This window comes from Comamonas piscis, assembly GCF_014109725.1.
Lineage (GTDB): Bacteria > Pseudomonadota > Gammaproteobacteria > Burkholderiales > Burkholderiaceae_C > Comamonas > Comamonas piscis.
The window spans coordinates 3,022,282-3,038,182 of sequence record NZ_CP058554.1; the positions used below are offsets into that span (position 1 = coordinate 3,022,282).

General features: G+C 63.5%; 13 protein-coding genes. 7 read left to right on the forward strand and 6 right to left on the reverse strand.

Annotated elements, in window-relative coordinates; translation table 11 throughout:
- Nucleotides 1–3 precede the first annotated feature (3 nt).
- From HS961_RS13655 to HS961_RS13675, 5 genes are all read left to right on the forward strand, one after another.
- Nucleotides 4–3,174 (forward strand): efflux RND transporter permease subunit, encoded by a 3,171-nt coding sequence (locus HS961_RS13655; protein ID WP_182322815.1) that lies wholly within the window; start codon nucleotides 4–6, stop codon nucleotides 3,172–3,174.
- Nucleotides 3,175–3,194: 20 nt separating this feature from the next.
- Nucleotides 3,195–4,715 (forward strand): efflux transporter outer membrane subunit, encoded by a 1,521-nt coding sequence (locus HS961_RS13660; protein ID WP_238347601.1) that lies wholly within the window; start codon nucleotides 3,195–3,197, stop codon nucleotides 4,713–4,715.
- A gap of 63 nt (nucleotides 4,716–4,778) precedes the next feature.
- The gene (locus tag HS961_RS13665) at nucleotides 4,779–5,915 is read left to right on the forward strand and encodes an NAD(P)/FAD-dependent oxidoreductase (protein WP_182322819.1); all 1,137 of its coding nucleotides are present in this window, start codon (nucleotides 4,779–4,781) and stop codon (nucleotides 5,913–5,915) included.
- Nucleotides 5,916–5,951: 36 nt separating this feature from the next.
- Nucleotides 5,952–6,428: a GNAT family N-acetyltransferase gene (locus HS961_RS13670; protein WP_182322821.1), complete on the forward strand. Its 477-nt coding sequence runs from the start codon at nucleotides 5,952–5,954 to the stop codon at nucleotides 6,426–6,428.
- A 77-nt stretch (nucleotides 6,429–6,505) separates the two neighbouring features.
- Complete coding sequence (locus tag HS961_RS13675; protein ID WP_412101598.1) at nucleotides 6,506–7,456, forward strand: AEC family transporter; 951 nt, start codon at nucleotides 6,506–6,508, stop codon at nucleotides 7,454–7,456.
- Nucleotides 7,457–7,466: 10 nt separating this feature from the next.
- Here HS961_RS13675 and HS961_RS13680 read toward each other — a convergent pair whose 3' ends face one another.
- The 4 genes from HS961_RS13680 to HS961_RS13695 form a co-directional block, all read right to left on the reverse strand.
- Entirely contained in the window at nucleotides 7,467–7,994 is a 528-nt protein-coding gene (locus HS961_RS13680) for a GNAT family N-acetyltransferase (protein ID WP_182322824.1), read from the reverse strand.
- Nucleotides 7,995–7,999: 5 nt separating this feature from the next.
- Nucleotides 8,000–8,647: a pyridoxamine 5'-phosphate oxidase gene (pdxH, locus tag HS961_RS13685; protein WP_182322826.1), complete on the reverse strand. Its 648-nt coding sequence runs from the start codon at nucleotides 8,645–8,647 to the stop codon at nucleotides 8,000–8,002.
- Nucleotides 8,648–8,740: 93 nt separating this feature from the next.
- Nucleotides 8,741–9,277, reverse strand: coding sequence for a superoxide dismutase family protein (locus HS961_RS13690; protein WP_182322828.1), 537 nt, complete (start codon nucleotides 9,275–9,277; stop codon nucleotides 8,741–8,743).
- A gap of 109 nt (nucleotides 9,278–9,386) precedes the next feature.
- Nucleotides 9,387–10,307 (reverse strand): LysR family transcriptional regulator, encoded by a 921-nt coding sequence (locus tag HS961_RS13695; RefSeq protein WP_182322830.1) that lies wholly within the window; start codon nucleotides 10,305–10,307, stop codon nucleotides 9,387–9,389.
- Between the two features lie 87 nt (nucleotides 10,308–10,394).
- On the opposite strand from HS961_RS13695, the gene HS961_RS13700 reads away from it, so the two are divergent.
- Complete coding sequence (locus HS961_RS13700; RefSeq protein ID WP_182322832.1) at nucleotides 10,395–11,402, forward strand: bile acid:sodium symporter family protein; 1,008 nt, start codon at nucleotides 10,395–10,397, stop codon at nucleotides 11,400–11,402.
- 31 nt (nucleotides 11,403–11,433) lie between these two features.
- Here HS961_RS13700 and HS961_RS13705 read toward each other — a convergent pair whose 3' ends face one another.
- Nucleotides 11,434–11,916, reverse strand: coding sequence for a hypothetical protein (locus HS961_RS13705; protein ID WP_182322834.1), 483 nt, complete (start codon nucleotides 11,914–11,916; stop codon nucleotides 11,434–11,436).
- Nucleotides 11,917–12,071: 155 nt separating this feature from the next.
- Nucleotides 12,072–13,232: a DUF72 domain-containing protein gene (locus HS961_RS13710; protein ID WP_182322836.1), complete on the reverse strand. Its 1,161-nt coding sequence runs from the start codon at nucleotides 13,230–13,232 to the stop codon at nucleotides 12,072–12,074.
- Nucleotides 13,233–13,445: 213 nt separating this feature from the next.
- Between HS961_RS13710 and HS961_RS13715 the strand changes: the two genes are divergently transcribed.
- Complete coding sequence (locus HS961_RS13715; RefSeq protein ID WP_182322838.1) at nucleotides 13,446–15,839, forward strand: Tex family protein; 2,394 nt, start codon at nucleotides 13,446–13,448, stop codon at nucleotides 15,837–15,839.
- The last annotated feature ends 62 nt before the right edge of the window (nucleotides 15,840–15,901 follow it).

Here is a 15,901-nt window from a genome sequence, read left to right on the forward strand (position 1 = left end):
TCCATGGCACAGTTTTTTATCCAGCGCCCCATTTTTGCGTGGGTGATCGCCATCATCATCATGCTGGGCGGGGCTCTCTCCATCGCCAAGCTGCCGCTGGAGCAATACCCCGAGATTGCTCCGCCGCGCGTCACCATCGGCACCCAGTACACCGGCGCATCGGCCGAGACGGTCGAGAACTCCGTCACCCAGATCATCGAGCAGCAGCTCAAGGGCATTGACAACATGCTCTACATGAGCGCGACCAGCAATGCCTCAGGCCAGGCCCGCATCACCTTGACCTTTGCGCCCGGCACCAATGTCGATGTGGCCCAGGTGCAGGTGCAAAACAAGATCCAGGGCGCCCTCAACCGTCTGCCCGAATCGGTCAAGAGCCGGGGCGTCTTCATCAACAAGGGCGGCCAGGATTTTCTGGTCACCTACAGCTTCTACTCCAAAGACCCGTCGATGACCGAGGTGGACATTGGTGACTACATCAATGCCAGCCTGGTCGATGTGATCGGGCGCCTGGAAGGCGTGGGCGACATCAATGTGTTCGGCACCTCGTATGCGATGCGCATCTGGATGGACCCGGCCAAGATGGAGAAATTCGGCCTGATGCCGTCGGACCTCAGCAATGCGCTCAATGCGCAAAATGCCCAGGTGTCGGCCGGCCAGCTCGGCGCCTTGCCAGCGGTGAGCAACCAGCAGCTCAATGCCACCATCACGGCGCGCACCAAGCTCAAGACGGTGGACCAGTTCGAGGACATCGTCCTCAAGGCCGCCACCGATGGCTCGGTGGTCACGATGAAGGATGTCGCCCGCGTTGAATTGGGCGCCGAAAACCTGAACGTGCAGGCCAAGCTCAACGGCATGCGTGGCGCTGGTATGGGCATCATCCTGGCCGATGGCGCCAATGCGATGGCGGTGTCGGATGCCGTCGCGGCCAAGCTGGCCGAGATGAAGCCGTACTTCCCCAACCAGATCGATTACTTCGTCAGCTCGGACTCCACGCCCTTTGTTCGCGCCTCTATCCATGAGGTGGTGGCTGCGCTGGGCGAAGCCATGGTGCTGGTGGTGATCGTCATGTTTGTGTTTTTGCAAAACCTGCGCGCCACCCTGATCCCGGCCATTGCCGTGCCGGTGGTGCTGCTGGGCACCTTCGGGGTGCTGTCGATTGCCGGGTACTCCATCAACACCTTGACCATGTTCGCCATGGTGCTCGCCATCGGCTTGTTGGTGGACGATGCGATCGTCGTGGTGGAAAACGTTGAGCGGGTGATGCATGAGACCGGCATGTCGCCCAAGGAGGCGACCAAGGTATCGATGCGCGAGATCACGCCAGCACTGGTCGGTATTGGCGTCACCTTGTCGGCCGTGTTTGTGCCCATGGCCTTTTTTGGCGGCTCCACCGGGGTGATCTACCGCCAGTTCTCGATCACCATCGTGGCTGCCATGGCGCTGTCGGTGTTTGTGGCGCTGACCCTGACCCCCGCGCTCTGCGCCACCCTGTTGAAGGCGCCCGAACATGCGGGCGGCCATGAACGCGCCATTCGCAAGGGGCTGCTGGGCGTTCCGGACCGGTTCTTCCGCTGGTTCAATCGCAATTTTGACCGCACTGCGAACCGCTACCAGGGCATCGTCGCGCGCAGCCTGCGCCGCGCCAAGCGCATGATGCTGATCTTTATCGCGGTGCTGCTGGGCGTGTGGCTGCTGATGCACAAGCTGCCCACCTCCTTCCTGCCTGATGAAGACCAGGGCTTTCTGTTTGTGAACGTCAACCTGCCATCGGGCGCAGCAGATGCGCGCCTGCAGGATGTTCTCGACGAGGTGCGTGAATACCTGCTGGAGCAGCCGGACATCATCAGCTTCAACCAGGTGTCGGGCCTCAATGGTGACCAAAGCTCGGCGCGCGGCTTTATCCGCCTCAAGCCCTGGGACCAGCGCACGCTCTCGTCGCAGTCGGCTGCGGCGATTGCCAACAAGGCCACCAAGGATCTGTCGCGTATCCGTGATGCCCGTGTGCTGGTGATTCTGCCGCCGGCCGTGCGCGGCCTGGGTGCCAGCTCGGGCTTCAACTTCATGGTCAAGGACATGAACAGCATCGGCCACGACGGCCTGCTGGCCGCCAGCAACCAGGTGCTGACTGCCATGCGCGCCAACCCCAATCTGACGGCAGTGCGCACCACCAACCTGGACGACGCGGCCGAGCTGCGCATCGATGTGGACGACCGCAAGGCCGCTGCGCTGGGCCTCGCTTATGCGGACATCAACAACGTGCTGTCCAGCGCCATGGGCGGCACCTATGTGAACGATTTCCTGAACAATGGCCGCGTCAAACGCGTCTACATCATGGGCGATGCGCCACACCGCATGCTGCCCCAGGACATCGCCAAATGGACAGTGCGCAACAAGAACGGCGAGATGGTGCCTTTCGGCGCCTTCTCGGACACGCACTGGGCCTATGGCTCGCCCCAGCTGCTGCGCTACAACGGCAGCCCGGCTTACGAGTTTGAAGGCCGCGCCGCACCCGGCATCAGCTCGGGTGCCGCGATGCAGGAGGTCGAGGCCATCCTGGCCAAGCTGCCGGCCGGCATGGGCTATGAATGGACGGGTGCGTCGTTGCAAGAGCGCCAGTCGGGTGCGCAGGCGCCCATGCTGTATGCGATATCGATTCTGTTTGTGTTCCTCTGTCTGGCCGCTTTGTACGAGAGCTGGACCGTGCCGCTGTCGGTGATGCTGGCCGTGCCGCTGGGGGTGATTGGCGCGCTGCTGGCCACCTATACACGGGGTTTGACGAACGACGTCTACTTCCAGGTGGGGCTTCTCACCACGGTCGGCTTAGCGGCCAAGAACGCCATCTTGATTGTGGAGTTCGCGGTGCAGCTGCAAGAGCAGGGCAAGCGCCTGTTTGATGCCACGGTCGAGGCCGTGCGCCTGCGGCTGCGCCCCATCTTGATGACCTCGCTGGCTTTTGGCTTTGGCGTGATCCCGCTGGCCATTGGCACCGGTGCCGGCGCGGGCGGGCGCAATGCGATCGGCACGGCCGTGCTGGGCGGTATGGTGGCTTCGACCGTGCTCGGTATCTTCATGGTGCCGGTGTTCTTCCTGCTGATCCGCAGCTGGTTCAGCTCCCACAGCCGCCATGACGAGACACCAGCCCAGGCCAGCACCGCGCCGGAGAGCGCGCCATGAGCCGTATCCCAAGATTTTCCATGACCTCTGCCTACCGTTTGCCGCTGTGCCTGATGGCTGCCGGCTTGCTGTCCGCCTGTAATCTGGCGCCCACTTACCAGCGCCCCGATCCTGCCGTGCCCGCCACGATCGATGGCGTGGTGCAAACTCTGCCGGCTGATTTTGTAGTGGAGCCTGCATCAGCTGACAGCTTGCAGCTGCTGCCTTGGCAGCAATGGGTCGAGAGCGCCGGCCTGCGCCAGTTGATCGAGCTGGGCCTGCAGAACAACCGCGATCTGCGCGTAGCCATTGCCAATATCGAGAAGGCCCGTGCGCAGTACGGCGTGCAGCGCGCTGACCAGTTGCCCAGCCTGAACGCCAATGCCCAAGGCAGCCGCACCCGCACTGCCGATGATCTGCGCTCTTCTGCGGCGGCCTCATCTGTCGCCAACCAGGTCAGCGTGCAGCTGGGCCTGGCGAGCTACGAGCTGGATTTTTGGGGTCGGGTGCGCAACCTGAGCGAAGCGGCCTTGCAGCAGTACCTGCTGGTCGAGGAAAACCGCCGCAGCGTGCAGCTGGGTTTGATCACCGATATCGCCAACGCCTGGGTGGCTCTGGGCAGCGACCAGCAACGCCTGCAACTGGCGCGCGACACCCTGGCCACGCGCGAGCAGGGCTATGGCCTGGTGCAGCGCATGCACCAGCTGGGCGCCACCAATGGCTTGGTGCTGGCACAGAACCAGACCGCAGTCGAGACCGCCCGCAACGATGTGGCGGCCTTTGAGTCACAAGTCGCCCGCGACCGCAATGCCCTGCAGCTGCTGGTGGGTGGCCCCATCTCTGGCGATATGCTGCCCCCGGCGCCCACGGCATCGCTCAGCAGCAATGAGGTGCAAAGTGCAGGCTCTGGCCAGCTGCTCGACGGTGCCACGCCCCAGGTCAAGCAGCCTGGCGCAGCCACAGCGATGACGGTGGTGCCGACGGGCCTGTCCTCACAAGTGCTGCTGGCCCGGCCCGATGTGGTGGCCGCCGAGCACAGCCTGCAAGCGCAGTACGCCAGCATAGGTGCGGCGCGTGCGGCGTTTTTCCCGACCATCAGCCTGACGGCCAATGCCGGCACCGCCAGCGATGCGCTGTCGGGCCTGTTCGATGGCGGCAGCCGCGCCTGGAGCTTTGTGCCCCAGATCCGTTTGCCCATTTTTGATGGTGGCCGCAACCAGGCCAACTTGGACATTGCGCAAGCCAACCGCGATGCCGCGCTGGCCCAGTACGACAAGGCCATCCAGGTGGCTTTCCGCGAGGTGAACGATGCGCTGGCGGACCGCGCCACGATGCAACGGCGTCTGAACGCGCAAGCGGCCTTGGTGCAAGCCGCCAGCCGGGTGCTGCAGCTGTCGCAGGCGCGCTTCAAGGCCGGGGCGGATGATTTTTTGACGGTGCTTGATGCGCAGCGCAGCCTCTACGCCGCACAGCAAACCCAGATCACCTTGATGCAGGCTGAGCAGGTCAACCGCATCAGCCTGTACAAGGCATTGGGCGGAGGTGCGGACGCCAAGCAGTGATGCGGTGCGAGCCGCAAATGCGCAAGGCTGCAAGGGCGATGCACGCTGCACTACCATGGCGGCATGACTGATACCTTGCGCACGCCTGCTGACCGTAACCTCTCTCCCGTGTTTGACGAAGCCACAGCGCAAGAGGTCGATGCCTTGATCGTTGGTGCCGGGCCGGTGGGCATGTTTGCCGCGTTCCAACTGGGCTTGCAAGGGGTGCAGGCCCATCTGTGCGACAGCCTGCCGCAGATGGGTGGCCAGTGCATTGCCCTGTATGCCGACAAGCCGATCTACGACATTCCCGGCATTGCGCTGTGTACCGGTCGCGAGCTGGCGGCCAAGCTGCAAGGCCAGATCCAGCCCTTCCACCCCGTTTTTCATGGCCAAAGCCAGGTGGCGCAGATGCTGCCCCATGGCGATGGCCGCTGGCGTGTGCAACTGCAGGCCATCGATGGCGCGCCAGCGCAGTGGCTGCTGGGCCGCATCGTACTTATCACCGCCGGTGTGGGTGCTTTTGTGCCCAAGCAACTGCGGCTGGAGGGGCTGGAGGCCTGGCTGGGCAGCCAGGTGTTCTACCACCCGGTGCTGGGTGATGCCTGGCTGGACCAGGTGCTGGCCGAGCAAGCAGCGCCCCGCATCGTGGTCAACGGCGGGGATGAATCTGCCGTGGAGGCGGTGTTGGCCGCCGCTGCACATCCGGCGTTGCAGGCGGCCAGCCTGGTGCTCATGCACCGCCGCGACCAGTTCAACGCCCCCGAGGCGATGCTGCAAAACCTGGCACAGCTGCGCGCAAGCGGCAGGGTGCAGGTCGTCATTGGTATGCCCCAGACGATCGATGCCGACAGCCGCTTGCAAGGCCTTGGCTATGTGGATGCAGAGGGCAAGGACCAGCAGCTGGCCTGCGACCAGCTGTGGGTGTACCAAGGCCTGTCGCCCAAGCTTGGCCCCTTGCTGGACTGGAACCTGGCGCTGGAAAAAAAGCAGCTGCAGGTGGCGACCGATACCTTTCAGACCAGCGCAGCGGGCATCTACGCTGCGGGCGATATCGTCAGCTACCCCGGCAAGCGCAAGCTGATACTGACCGGCTTTTACGAAGCCACGATGGCGGCGATGGCGGCCATTGAATATCTGCGCGGCGAGAAGCTGCTGCTGGAGTACACGACGACCAGCAAACGCCTGCATGCGCGCCTGGGCGTCTCCCATCCTGATTGATTTCTCTTTCCCTCTCTCTCCTGCTGAAACCAGTTCATGCCAAGCTCTGCACTGTCCATTCGCCATGCCCGATTTCCTGAGGATCTGGACCAGGTGATCGCCATCTTTCGCGAATACATCGCCAGTCCCAAGGCCGATCTTGGTTTTCAGAACTCCGAGCAAGAGTTTGCGGCACTGCCCGGCAAATATGCCGCGCCCCAAGGTCGGCTGCTGCTGGCCTGGCAAGGCGACACGGTGGTTGGCTGCGCGGCGTTGCGCGCCGTGGATGCCGAATGCTGCGAGCTCAAGCGGGTGTATGTGCGGCCCGCCGCGCGGGGCCTGCAGCTGGGTCGGCACCTGGTTGAGCAGATGCTGCAAGAAGCCCGTGCTGCGGGCTACCAGCGCATGGCGCTGGATGTCTTGCCTGAGTTCGAAGCCGCGCAAGCGCTGTACCGCCAACTGGGCTTTGTCGATGCGGAGCCGGTGAGCGCCAACCCGGTGCCTGGCACGGCCTTTCTGGCCCGCCGCCTGTAGTTGACTGGATAGCGGCCGCACTGCGGCGATAATTGCCTCCGAAACGAACAACAGAAGGCGTAGCGGCAATGGCGGTGATGGTGTCTTTGATTCCCGTGGTGCTGTTCATCGCACTCGGCTACGCCGCAGGGCGCATGGGCTGGGTCAAGGCCACCTCGGTGCGCGATCTGTCCAATATCGTTTTTCTGATCCTGACGCCGGCGCTGCTGTTTCGCACGATGAGCACGGTGCGTGTGCAAGAACTCAATCTGCAAACCATTGCGGTCTACTTCAGCGCGGCGGGCCTGCTGTTTGTAAGCACCTTGCTGCTGCAGGGTTTCAGCACCTTGGGCGCCGCCCGGGCGCTGGCCAACTGCTTCAGCAACAACATCATGATCGGGGTGCCGCTGGTCGGCATGGTGTTTGGGCAAGAAGGCTTGGTGACCCTGTTCACCATTGTCTCGGTCCATGCCTTGATCCTCATGACCTCGGCCACCATTGTGTTTGAGCTGGCCGTCATGCACCAACAGCAGGCAGCGCTTGGGGGCGCGCGCAGCTACCGCGCGATGGCCATTACGGTGGGCCGGGCGCTGAAAAACGGCATCATCCACCCGATTCCCTTGCCGATCATTTGCGGCCTGCTGTTCGCGCAAACGGGTCTCAAGATGCCCGAGGTGATCGATACCTCATTGCAGCTGCTGGCCCAGGCGCTGGGCCCGATGGCGCTGATGCTTGTGGGTATCACCTTGTTCTTCAGTGCGGTAGGGCGCTATCTGGTGCCGGCCAGCCGGATTGCCTTTGTCAAGCTCATCGTGCATCCGGCGCTGCTGCTTACCATCGGCTGGTTGTGGGGGCTGCGGGGCCTGCCGCTGGTGGTGCTGGCCACCGCCGCATCGCTGCCGGTGGGGGCCAATGTGTTCCTGTTCACCCAGCGTTATGAAGTGGGGCGCGAGGAGGTAACAGCCAGCATTGCGGTATCGACCAGCCTGGCCTTGGTGACCATTCCGCTGGTTCTGCTGGGCCTGGCGCAGCTGCTGAAGACCGGTTAAGCAAATAGGTCTAGGCGTCGGGATGGAGCCGGTGCTGCATCAGCAGCTCATCATGCAGCTCGCCATCAACCAGCAAGGCTGCCGGCTCGGTGCCATAGGCTTTGAACCCTGCTTGCTCGTACAAACGAATGGCGCTGGCATTGGCGGCATTGACGCTCAAGTGAATCTGCACCGCACCGGGCACCTGGCGGGCAAACGCCACACCCGCTGCCAACAGCGACTGTGCGATGCCCTGACCGCGAAAGCCCGGTTCCACATAAACACCCCACAAGGCCATGCGGTGCCGGGTTTTCAGGGCATCCTGGCGGCGAATGCCCAGCATGCCAACCAGTTGGCCCTGTGCAAAAGCACCCAGCACGCCTTGGTCGGCGCTGGACGCCAGGCGTGCTTCGATCACCGCCAGCGCGCGGTCTTTCTCTTCTTCGTAGCTGGAGCCAAAGGCGCTGGGCGAGGCGCGCAGGCCGGCCAGACGCAGCAGCTGAAAGGCGGCGGCGTCAGCGGGTGTCAGCCAGCGGATATCAAAGGCAGGCGATGGCATCGCCATCAAGGCGCGAGGCGCTCACGGATCCAATCGGCACCGTTTTGGCGGTAGCGCAGGCGGTCATGCAGCCGGCTCTTGCGGCCTTGCCAGAACTCCCAGGTATCGGGCACCAGGCGAAAGCCACCCCAGTGCGGCGGGCGCGGGGGCTTGAGCAAAAACTGCGCGCCATACTTGGCGGCATTGGTCACCAGCACCGTGCGGCTGTCGATCACCTGGCTTTGCGGGCTGGCCCAGGCGCCAATGCGCGAATCAAGCGGGCGGCTGTTGAAGTAGGCATCGCTGTCCTCGTCCGACACCTTCTCGACCCGGCCCTCGATGCGCACCACGCGCTCCAGCTCCACCCAATGGAACATCAGCGCTGCAAACGGGTTGCCGGCAATCTCGCGGCCTTTGCGGCTGTCGTAATTGGTGAACCAGACAATGCCGCGCGCGTCATAGCCCTTGATCAGCACAATGCGGGTGCTGGGCCGGGCATCGGCGCCGACGGTAGCCACCGTCATCGCGTTGGGCTCGGGCAGCTGTGAGGCGACGGCCTCGTTCATCCAGCGGTCAAACTGGTCGATGGGGGCGGCGCAAGAGGCCGCATCGTTCAGCTCTGCGCGCTCATAGCTTTTGCGCAGATCAGCAATGGAGTGGGAGAGTTCGCTCATCGCCCGATTGTGCATCGCTTTGGTGCGGGACGGCGACAAAAAAGCCTGTGGGCCGCGAGGCGCCACAGGCGGGGCAGAGAGGGGAGGGGACGCTTACTGGATCACACCGCAGCCCAGACGCGCACCGGAGTTGCCGGTGGGCTGGGTGGTGTAGTCGTCTTTGTCCTTGTGGACCACCACGGCGCGGCCCTTGATGTCGCTGGGCTTGCCGGTGCCGATCGACAGGTCCTTGGTCTCCCAGACCAGGAAGGCAGTACCGGCGGAATCGGCCATCAGGCTGGGCAGGTCACCCACATGCGATTGCGTGCCTGCCTTGCCATGCTGGTGGCCGTTGGGGTTGTAGTGGCCGCCAGCGCTCATCGCGTCGGGCGATGCGCAGTTGCCGTTTTCATGCACATGGAAGCCGTGCTCGCTGCCGGGGGCCAGGCCTTTGATCTGGGCCATCACACGCACGGTGTCGGGGTTGACCTGGTAGACGCGGAAATAGCCGCTGATGTTGTTGCCTTCGGTCGGGTTGATCGTCGCCTCGGCCACGGGGGTGGCGCGGTCGGTGGTAGCGCAAGCGCTCAGCATGGCAGCGACGGCTGCAGCGGCAGCGATTTTGGCGATAGATGGAATGCGTTGGATCATGCGAACTCTCCTGGTCCCTGGGAAAAAAGGGTTTATGACAAGCCCCTGTTTTTAGCAGCTTGGTGCTGCGCACCGTGTAGTCTGAATGCCAGAAATGGCGGCGTTGTGGCTAGTTGGGCGGAGCATCGGAGAGCAGGGCCGCCGCCAAATCCCAGACCGCTTGCGCCGCAGCGGGCAGGCTGCGCTGGCGGCGCCGCACCAGCATGATGGCCCTTTGCACCTGGGGTGCCAGCTGGCAGACCTGCAGCGCGCTGAAGCCCTGCGCCGGAATGGCCAAGCCCGGCATGATGCTGATGCCAATGCCCGCCTCGACCATGCGAAACGCGGTGGTGACATGGCCTACCTCTTGGACCACCGGGCAGTGCTCGGGCCCGCAGCCGCTTGCCAGCAGTGCGGCATCCATCAGCCGGCGGCTGCCCGATGCATGGTCAAGCAGCACCAGCGGCTCACCGCGCAGCTGGTCCCAGCGCAAGATGGCGCCGGGCCCGGCTTGTTGCAGTAGAGGGTGGGCAGGAGGCAGTACGGCGACAAAGGGGTCGTGCTGCAGGCTGATGTAGTCCAGGTCGCCCAGCTCAGGCGGCTCCACCACCACACCAAAATGCACATCGCCGCTGCGCACCTGGGCCAGCACCTCTTGCTGCAGGCGGTCCACCAGTTGCACTTGGATCTGGGGCAACTGTTGGCCGCAGGCCGCAATGCAGGCGGGCATCAGCGCGGCAGACAAGGTAGGGCTGCTGGCAATGCGCACCTGGCCGCGTGCGGCGTGGCCCACGTCGGCCACCTCGGCCAGGGTATCGGCCAGCTCCTGCAGCAAGGGCGCGGCCTTTTGGGCCAGCAGCTGGCCGGCGTCGGTCAGCAGCACCTCGCGCGTGGTGCGGTCCAGCAGCCGCACATGCAACTGGCCTTCCAGCTCGACCATCGCACGGCTCACGGCCGACTGCGTCAGTCCCAGGGTTTGGCCGGTCTGGCTGAAGCTGCGGCATTGGGCGACGCAGAGAAACACCTGGAGCTGGCGGAAGCTGACGTGCATAGTAAAAGCGAAAAACGGAGATATATGACTTTAAATCATTAATCAATCTTATAAATTAATTTTACTTTCGCACTCGAACGGCGTCCAATGGCGCTCATGAAATTCCGTCCCGACAACTTCACCCTGATGCTGGTCGCCACCGTGCTGCTGGCCAGTTTTCTGCCTGCCACTGGCCAGGTGGCCAGCAGCTTTGAGGTGTTGACCACCGCCGCCGTCGCGCTGCTGTTCTTTTTGCATGGCGCCAAGCTCTCGCGCCAGGCCATATTGGCCGGCATCATGCACTGGCGGCTGCACCTGTTTATTGTTGGTAGCACCTTTGTGGTGTTTCCGCTGCTGGGCTGGGCGCTCAAGCCGCTGCTGACGCCGCTGGTGTCGCCCGAGCTGTATGTGGGCGTCATGTTCCTCTGCGTGCTGCCGTCCACCGTGCAGTCGTCGATTGCCTTTGTATCGATGGCGCGGGGCAATATACCGGCCGCCATCTGCAGCGCATCTGCATCGACCTTGCTGGGCGTCTTCATCACCCCGCTGCTGGTGAGCGTGTTTGTTACCGCCCATGGTGCCAGCGGCTCTTTTGTCGATGCCGTCGGCAAGATCTTGCTGCAGCTTATGCTGCCCTTTGCGCTGGGCCATTTGCTGCAGCGCTGGGTGGGCCCGTTTATCAAAAAGCATGGCAAGCTCACCAAGGTGGTGGACCAGGGTTCCATCTTGCTGGTGGTCTATACGGCATTTAGCGCTGCGGTGGTCCAAGGCATCTGGCGCCAGGTGTCCGTCCAAACGCTGGTGGGCCTCTTGGTGATCAGCGCCATCATCCTGGCACTGGCCTTGCTGCTCACCACCTTCCTGTCGCGCCGCCTGGGCTTTAGCAAGGAAGACGAGATCACCGCCGTGTTCTGCGGCAGCAAAAAGAGCCTGGTGAGCGGCGTGCCCATGGCCAAGGTGCTGTTTGCCAGCAGCACGGTGGGGATGATGGTATTGCCGCTGATGCTGTTCCATCAAATGCAGCTAATGGTTTGTGGCGTGTTGGCGGCCAAGTACGCCAAGCGTGCGCAGCTGGCAGAGAAAGAGCAGCTGGCATCGGCCGCAGCCGGCAAGTAGCCAACACGTCTGGCACGGCGCCCGCGCGGGTTTACTTCAACGCGGGCGTAAAGACGATGCTGTATTTCTCCAGCGCCGGGCCCACTTCCAGCTGCAACTGGCGGCGCTTGGCCGCTGGCTTGCCACCCGCCACATTGGCGCTGATCTGGATGGCCTTGCCTTTCGCAGTGCAGCGCAGGTTGCTCAGGCTGAGGCCTGTATTGTCGTCATTGATTTCAGCAAAGCCTTGCGTATGGGCGGCCACGCCGCGCCAATGGGGCGTGTCCTCTGGCTGGTTCATCCACTGTACAAACAGGTAGGGCTGGCCGTTTTGCTCGCCTTGCACCACGCGGTAAGGCTGGGCCGCCTTTTTGCTGCCCTGGTTGCGGTTGCCGCAGAGCTGCACGCTGGTGACGCTGTCGCTGACCGTGAATCGGTTGGCGCGGGCCTCAGCAGCCTGGGCGTGATACGGAGAGAACAGCCCGGCGCACAAGGCGCTGAGGCTGGCAAGTTGGCACAAGGTGCGGTAACGCATGAAGTCAATCGCTAAGAGGTGATGGGTGGCGGCAGCCAAGCATGGCGTTGCGCTGCAAAGCCGAGCCAAACATCATAGGCCTGGGGCAAGTCGCAGCAGCGAAGATGCTGGGGCGGCAGCGGCAAATATTCGCAAAACATCGCAAGCGATTGCAATCAGGCTGGGCCTGCATGGTCAGGTTTTTTCAGGTCCGCAATCGCTTGGGCCAGCCGCACAATGCTGAGCGGGCCACAGCCCTCGGCCTCGTTGCTGACGGTCACATACGCCGGCTGCCCCTTGCCGCAGACGGCGGCCAAGGTGCTGGCCAGCAAGGCTAACGTGGGCGGATCGGGCTGCTGGATGCGGTCAAACGGCGCCAACTGCTTTTCAGCATCGGCGTAGCCATAGGGGCCGAAGATGGGGTTCACGTTCCAGCGGCAAACCAGCGGGCCCGGCCACAGCGCGCGCAGCAGCGGCAGTTGCTCGGGCATGCGCGGCATCTTGGCATGCAGGCCCAAGCAGTAGGTAGCACCGGCCTGGCGCAGAATCTGGGCCAGCTGCGGCGCTACATCGGGTCGCAGCCAGTCCGGGTCGCGCACTTCAAAGGCCACAATCGGCCGCCGCTCTGCCGGCAAGTGGGCCAGCTCGGTCTGCACGGCCAAGGCCAGTTGCTCCAGTTCTGCCAAGGTCTGCTGCAGGTTCAAAACCCGGCTCAAGGGCAGGGGGCTGAGCTGGAACAGCAGCACGCCCAGCTTGTCCAGCAGGCCTTCGCAGGCGGGGCGCACATAGCTGCTGAGGGCCAGCTCCACATTCAGAAAGGCCGGGTTGGGCTCGCGGCCACGTCCTTCTTCGCTGCGCACCTGGGCATCGCAGACCAGCGCCGGCGCCTTGACGACAAAGCGAAAGTCCGCCGGCACCTGGGCGGCATACAGCGCATATTCAGACGGGGCCAGCGGGCGGTAAAAGCTGCGGTCAATGCTGACGGTGCGCAGCAGCGGGTGCTCGGCATAGGCGCTGAGGCCCCGCTGGGCGAGGATGCGCTCGCTGTAAGCCTTGTCCCAAACCATGCCTTGCCAGCCAGGGTAGGACCAAGACGAGCCCCCCATGCGCAGCAGCGCGGGCATCGCCGGTGCTAGGTCTTCGCCGAGCAACGGATAAGCAGCGCCTACGGCCTGCGCACGGCTACGCCCTTTGGCGGCAGCGGGCGTAGGGGGCGTAGGTGATGGCGCTGCAAGGTCTTGGCTGCCGCCGGCCGGCGCAGCTGGCGTGGGCGCCAGCGCAGGCGGCGCGGGCTCGGCGCCAAACAGATCCAAATTCAGGTCGGGGGCTGGGGGCATCGCGGCCCAGTATGCCACTGACGGTGCCTGCCAGCGGGATTCGCATTGTTTGACGATTGGATCTGCAGCCGCCCCAACGCTGCGCTGTCTGCCGCATCCTTGCTACGAAAATTACATATTTCAAAACTGGCAACTGTTCAAATACTCAGTGGCCTCTGGCAGCTATGGCACACTGGCTCTTTTGCCAGAGAAGCATTGGAGCGAGCGGAGAGCATGCAAAAAATCATTGCGCAGATTGCGGCCGAGCTGAAGGTTGCGGAATCCCAGGTGACATCGGCGGTGGAATTGCTGGACAGCGGTGCGACGGTGCCCTTTATTGCCCGTTACCGCAAGGAAGCGACCGGCGGCCTGGATGACATCCAATTGCGAGACTTGGCCGAGCGCCTGACGTATTTGCGCGAGCTGCAAGACCGGCGTGAGACGGTGCTCAAAGCCATTGACGAACAAGGCAAGCTCACCGATGCGCTGCGCCTGGCCATTGCCCGCGCGCCGACAAAGCAAGAGCTGGAAGATATTTACCTGCCCTTCAAGCAAAAGCGCCGCACCAAGGGCCAGATTGCCAAGGAGTTTGGCATTGAGCCGCTGGCCGACAAACTGTTTGCCGACCCGAGCCTGGACCCGCAGCAAGAAGCCCAGGCCTTTTGCAAGCCCGCGACGGTGCTGGACGACGGCAAGCCGGGCCCAGATTTCTCGACCCCGCTGGCCGTGCTTGACGGCGTGCGCGATATTTTGTCCGAACGCTGGGCCGAAGACCCGGCCCTAGTGCAGAAGCTGCGTGAGTGGCTTTGGGCCGAAGGCCTGCTGCGCTCCAAAAAGGTAGAAGCGAAGAACGAAGCCGATCCCGAAGTCGCCAAGTTCCGCGATTACTTTGAGTACGACGAGCCAATTGGCCGCGTGCCATCGCACCGGGCATTGGCGGTGTTCCGGGGCCGCGCACTGGAAGTGCTGGAAGCCAAGCTGGTGCAGCCCGAGCTGCAACCCGGCGTGGCGCCCGAGCCGGGCCAGCCCAGCCTGGCCGAAGGCAAGATTGCCCTGCACCTGGGCTGGAGCCATACCAAACGGGCCAGCGATGACCTGATCCGCAAATGCGTGGCCTGGACTTGGAGGGTCAAACTCAGCCTGTCTACCGAGCGCGATCTCTTCTCGCGCCTGCGCGAAGATGCAGAAAAAGTGGCGATCAAGGTGTTTGGCGACAACCTGCGCGATTTGCTGCTGGCAGCGCCTGCCGGCCAGCGTGTGGTCCTGGGGCTCGATCCAGGCATCCGCACCGGTGTGAAAGTCGCCGTGGTGGACCATACTGGCAAGCTGGTGGACACCACCACCGTCTACCCACATGAGCCGCGACGCGACTGGGATGGATCGCTGGCCGTGCTGGCCCGCCTGGTGGAAAAGCACCAGATCAACCTGATTGCGATTGGCAACGGTACCGCCAGCCGCGAGACCGATAAGCTGGCCGCCGACCTGATCCGCATCGCCGAAAAGGCGGACAAGAAGATCGAGAAGGTGGTGGTCAGCGAGGCGGGTGCCTCGGTGTATTCGGCCAGCGAATTCGCGTCGCAAGAGATGCCCGATGTCGATGTCAGCCTGCGCGGTGCGGCGTCGATTGCCCGCCGTCTACAGGATCCGCTGGCCGAGCTGGTCAAGATCGACCCCAAGAGCATTGGCGTGGGCCAGTACCAGCACGATGTGAACCAAAGCGAACTGGCCCGCCAGCTCGATGCCGTGGTGGAAGACTGCGTGAACTCGGTGGGGGTGGATTTGAACACCGCGTCGGCCCCGCTGCTCAGCCGCGTGTCGGGCCTGTCGGGCACCGTTGCCAAATCGGTGGTGCGCTGGCGGGATGCCAACGGCTCCTTCAAAAACCGCAAGCAGCTGATGGATGTGGCCGGCCTCGGCGCCAAGACCTTTGAGCAAGCAGCGGGGTTTTTGCGTATCCGTGGCGGCGACAATCCGCTGGACATGACTGGCGTGCACCCGGAAACCTATGCGGTGGTCGAGCAGATCATTGCCACCACCGGCAAGCCCGTGGACCAGCTGATGGGCCGCAGCGAGGTGCTCAAGGGCTTGAAGGCTGAGCGCTTTGCCAGTGAGAAGTTTGGCGCCATCACCATCTCGGACATTCTGGGCGAGCTGGAAAAACCAGGCCGCGATCCGCGCCCCGACTTTGTCGTGGCCCGTTTCAACGAAGGCGTGGAAGACATCAAGGACCTGCGCGAAGGCATGACCTTGGAAGGCACCGTCAGCAACGTGGCCCAGTTTGGCGCCTTTGTCGATCTGGGTGTGCACCAGGATGGCCTGGTCCACGTCAGCCAGATGAGCTACAAGTTCATCGAAGACGCCCGCGAAGTCGTCAAGACCGGCCAGATCGTCAAGGTCAAGGTGCTGGAGGTGGACCCGGAGCGCAAGCGTATCAGCCTGACGATGAAGCTCGATGCCGTCGCACCCCGCCGCGATGGCCCGCGCGACAACCGTTTTGAATCGGCCGGCCGGGGCAACCAGGCTGGCGGCGGGAGGGGTGGTTACACCCAACCGGCACGCGCCAACCAACCCGCACAGCAAAACGCGATGGCGTCGGCCTTTGCCAAGCTGCAAGGCCTGAAGAAATAAGCGCCGGGCTTGTCGCCTGTGCTGACCGCAAGTGCTACCCGGCCTTGCGGTTTTTTTATGCG

Bases quoted from the DNA above. Each gene is read 5' to 3' on its own strand.
- HS961_RS13690 (WP_182322828.1), bottom strand. From the start codon at position 9,277: ATGATCCAACGCATTCCATCTATCGCCAAAATCGCTGCCGCTGCAGCC.
- pdxH (WP_182322826.1), bottom strand. From the start codon at position 8,647: ATGAGCGAACTCTCCCACTCCATTGCTGATCTGCGCAAAAGCTATGAG.
- HS961_RS13695 (WP_182322830.1), bottom strand. From the start codon at position 10,307: ATGCACGTCAGCTTCCGCCAGCTCCAGGTGTTTCTCTGCGTCGCCCAA.
- HS961_RS13705 (WP_182322834.1), bottom strand. From the start codon at position 11,916: ATGCGTTACCGCACCTTGTGCCAACTTGCCAGCCTCAGCGCCTTGTGC.
- HS961_RS13660 (WP_238347601.1), top strand. From the start codon at position 3,195: ATGACCTCTGCCTACCGTTTGCCGCTGTGCCTGATGGCTGCCGGCTTG.
- HS961_RS13680 (WP_182322824.1), bottom strand. From the start codon at position 7,994: ATGCCATCGCCTGCCTTTGATATCCGCTGGCTGACACCCGCTGACGCC.
- HS961_RS13700 (WP_182322832.1), top strand. From the start codon at position 10,395: ATGGCGCTCATGAAATTCCGTCCCGACAACTTCACCCTGATGCTGGTC.
- HS961_RS13665 (WP_182322819.1), top strand. From the start codon at position 4,779: ATGACTGATACCTTGCGCACGCCTGCTGACCGTAACCTCTCTCCCGTG.
- HS961_RS13655 (WP_182322815.1), top strand. From the start codon at position 4: ATGGCACAGTTTTTTATCCAGCGCCCCATTTTTGCGTGGGTGATCGCC.
- HS961_RS13675 (WP_412101598.1), top strand. From the start codon at position 6,506: ATGGTGTCTTTGATTCCCGTGGTGCTGTTCATCGCACTCGGCTACGCC.
- HS961_RS13670 (WP_182322821.1), top strand. From the start codon at position 5,952: ATGCCAAGCTCTGCACTGTCCATTCGCCATGCCCGATTTCCTGAGGAT.
- HS961_RS13715 (WP_182322838.1), top strand. From the start codon at position 13,446: ATGCAAAAAATCATTGCGCAGATTGCGGCCGAGCTGAAGGTTGCGGAA.
- HS961_RS13710 (WP_182322836.1), bottom strand. From the start codon at position 13,232: ATGCCCCCAGCCCCCGACCTGAATTTGGATCTGTTTGGCGCCGAGCCC.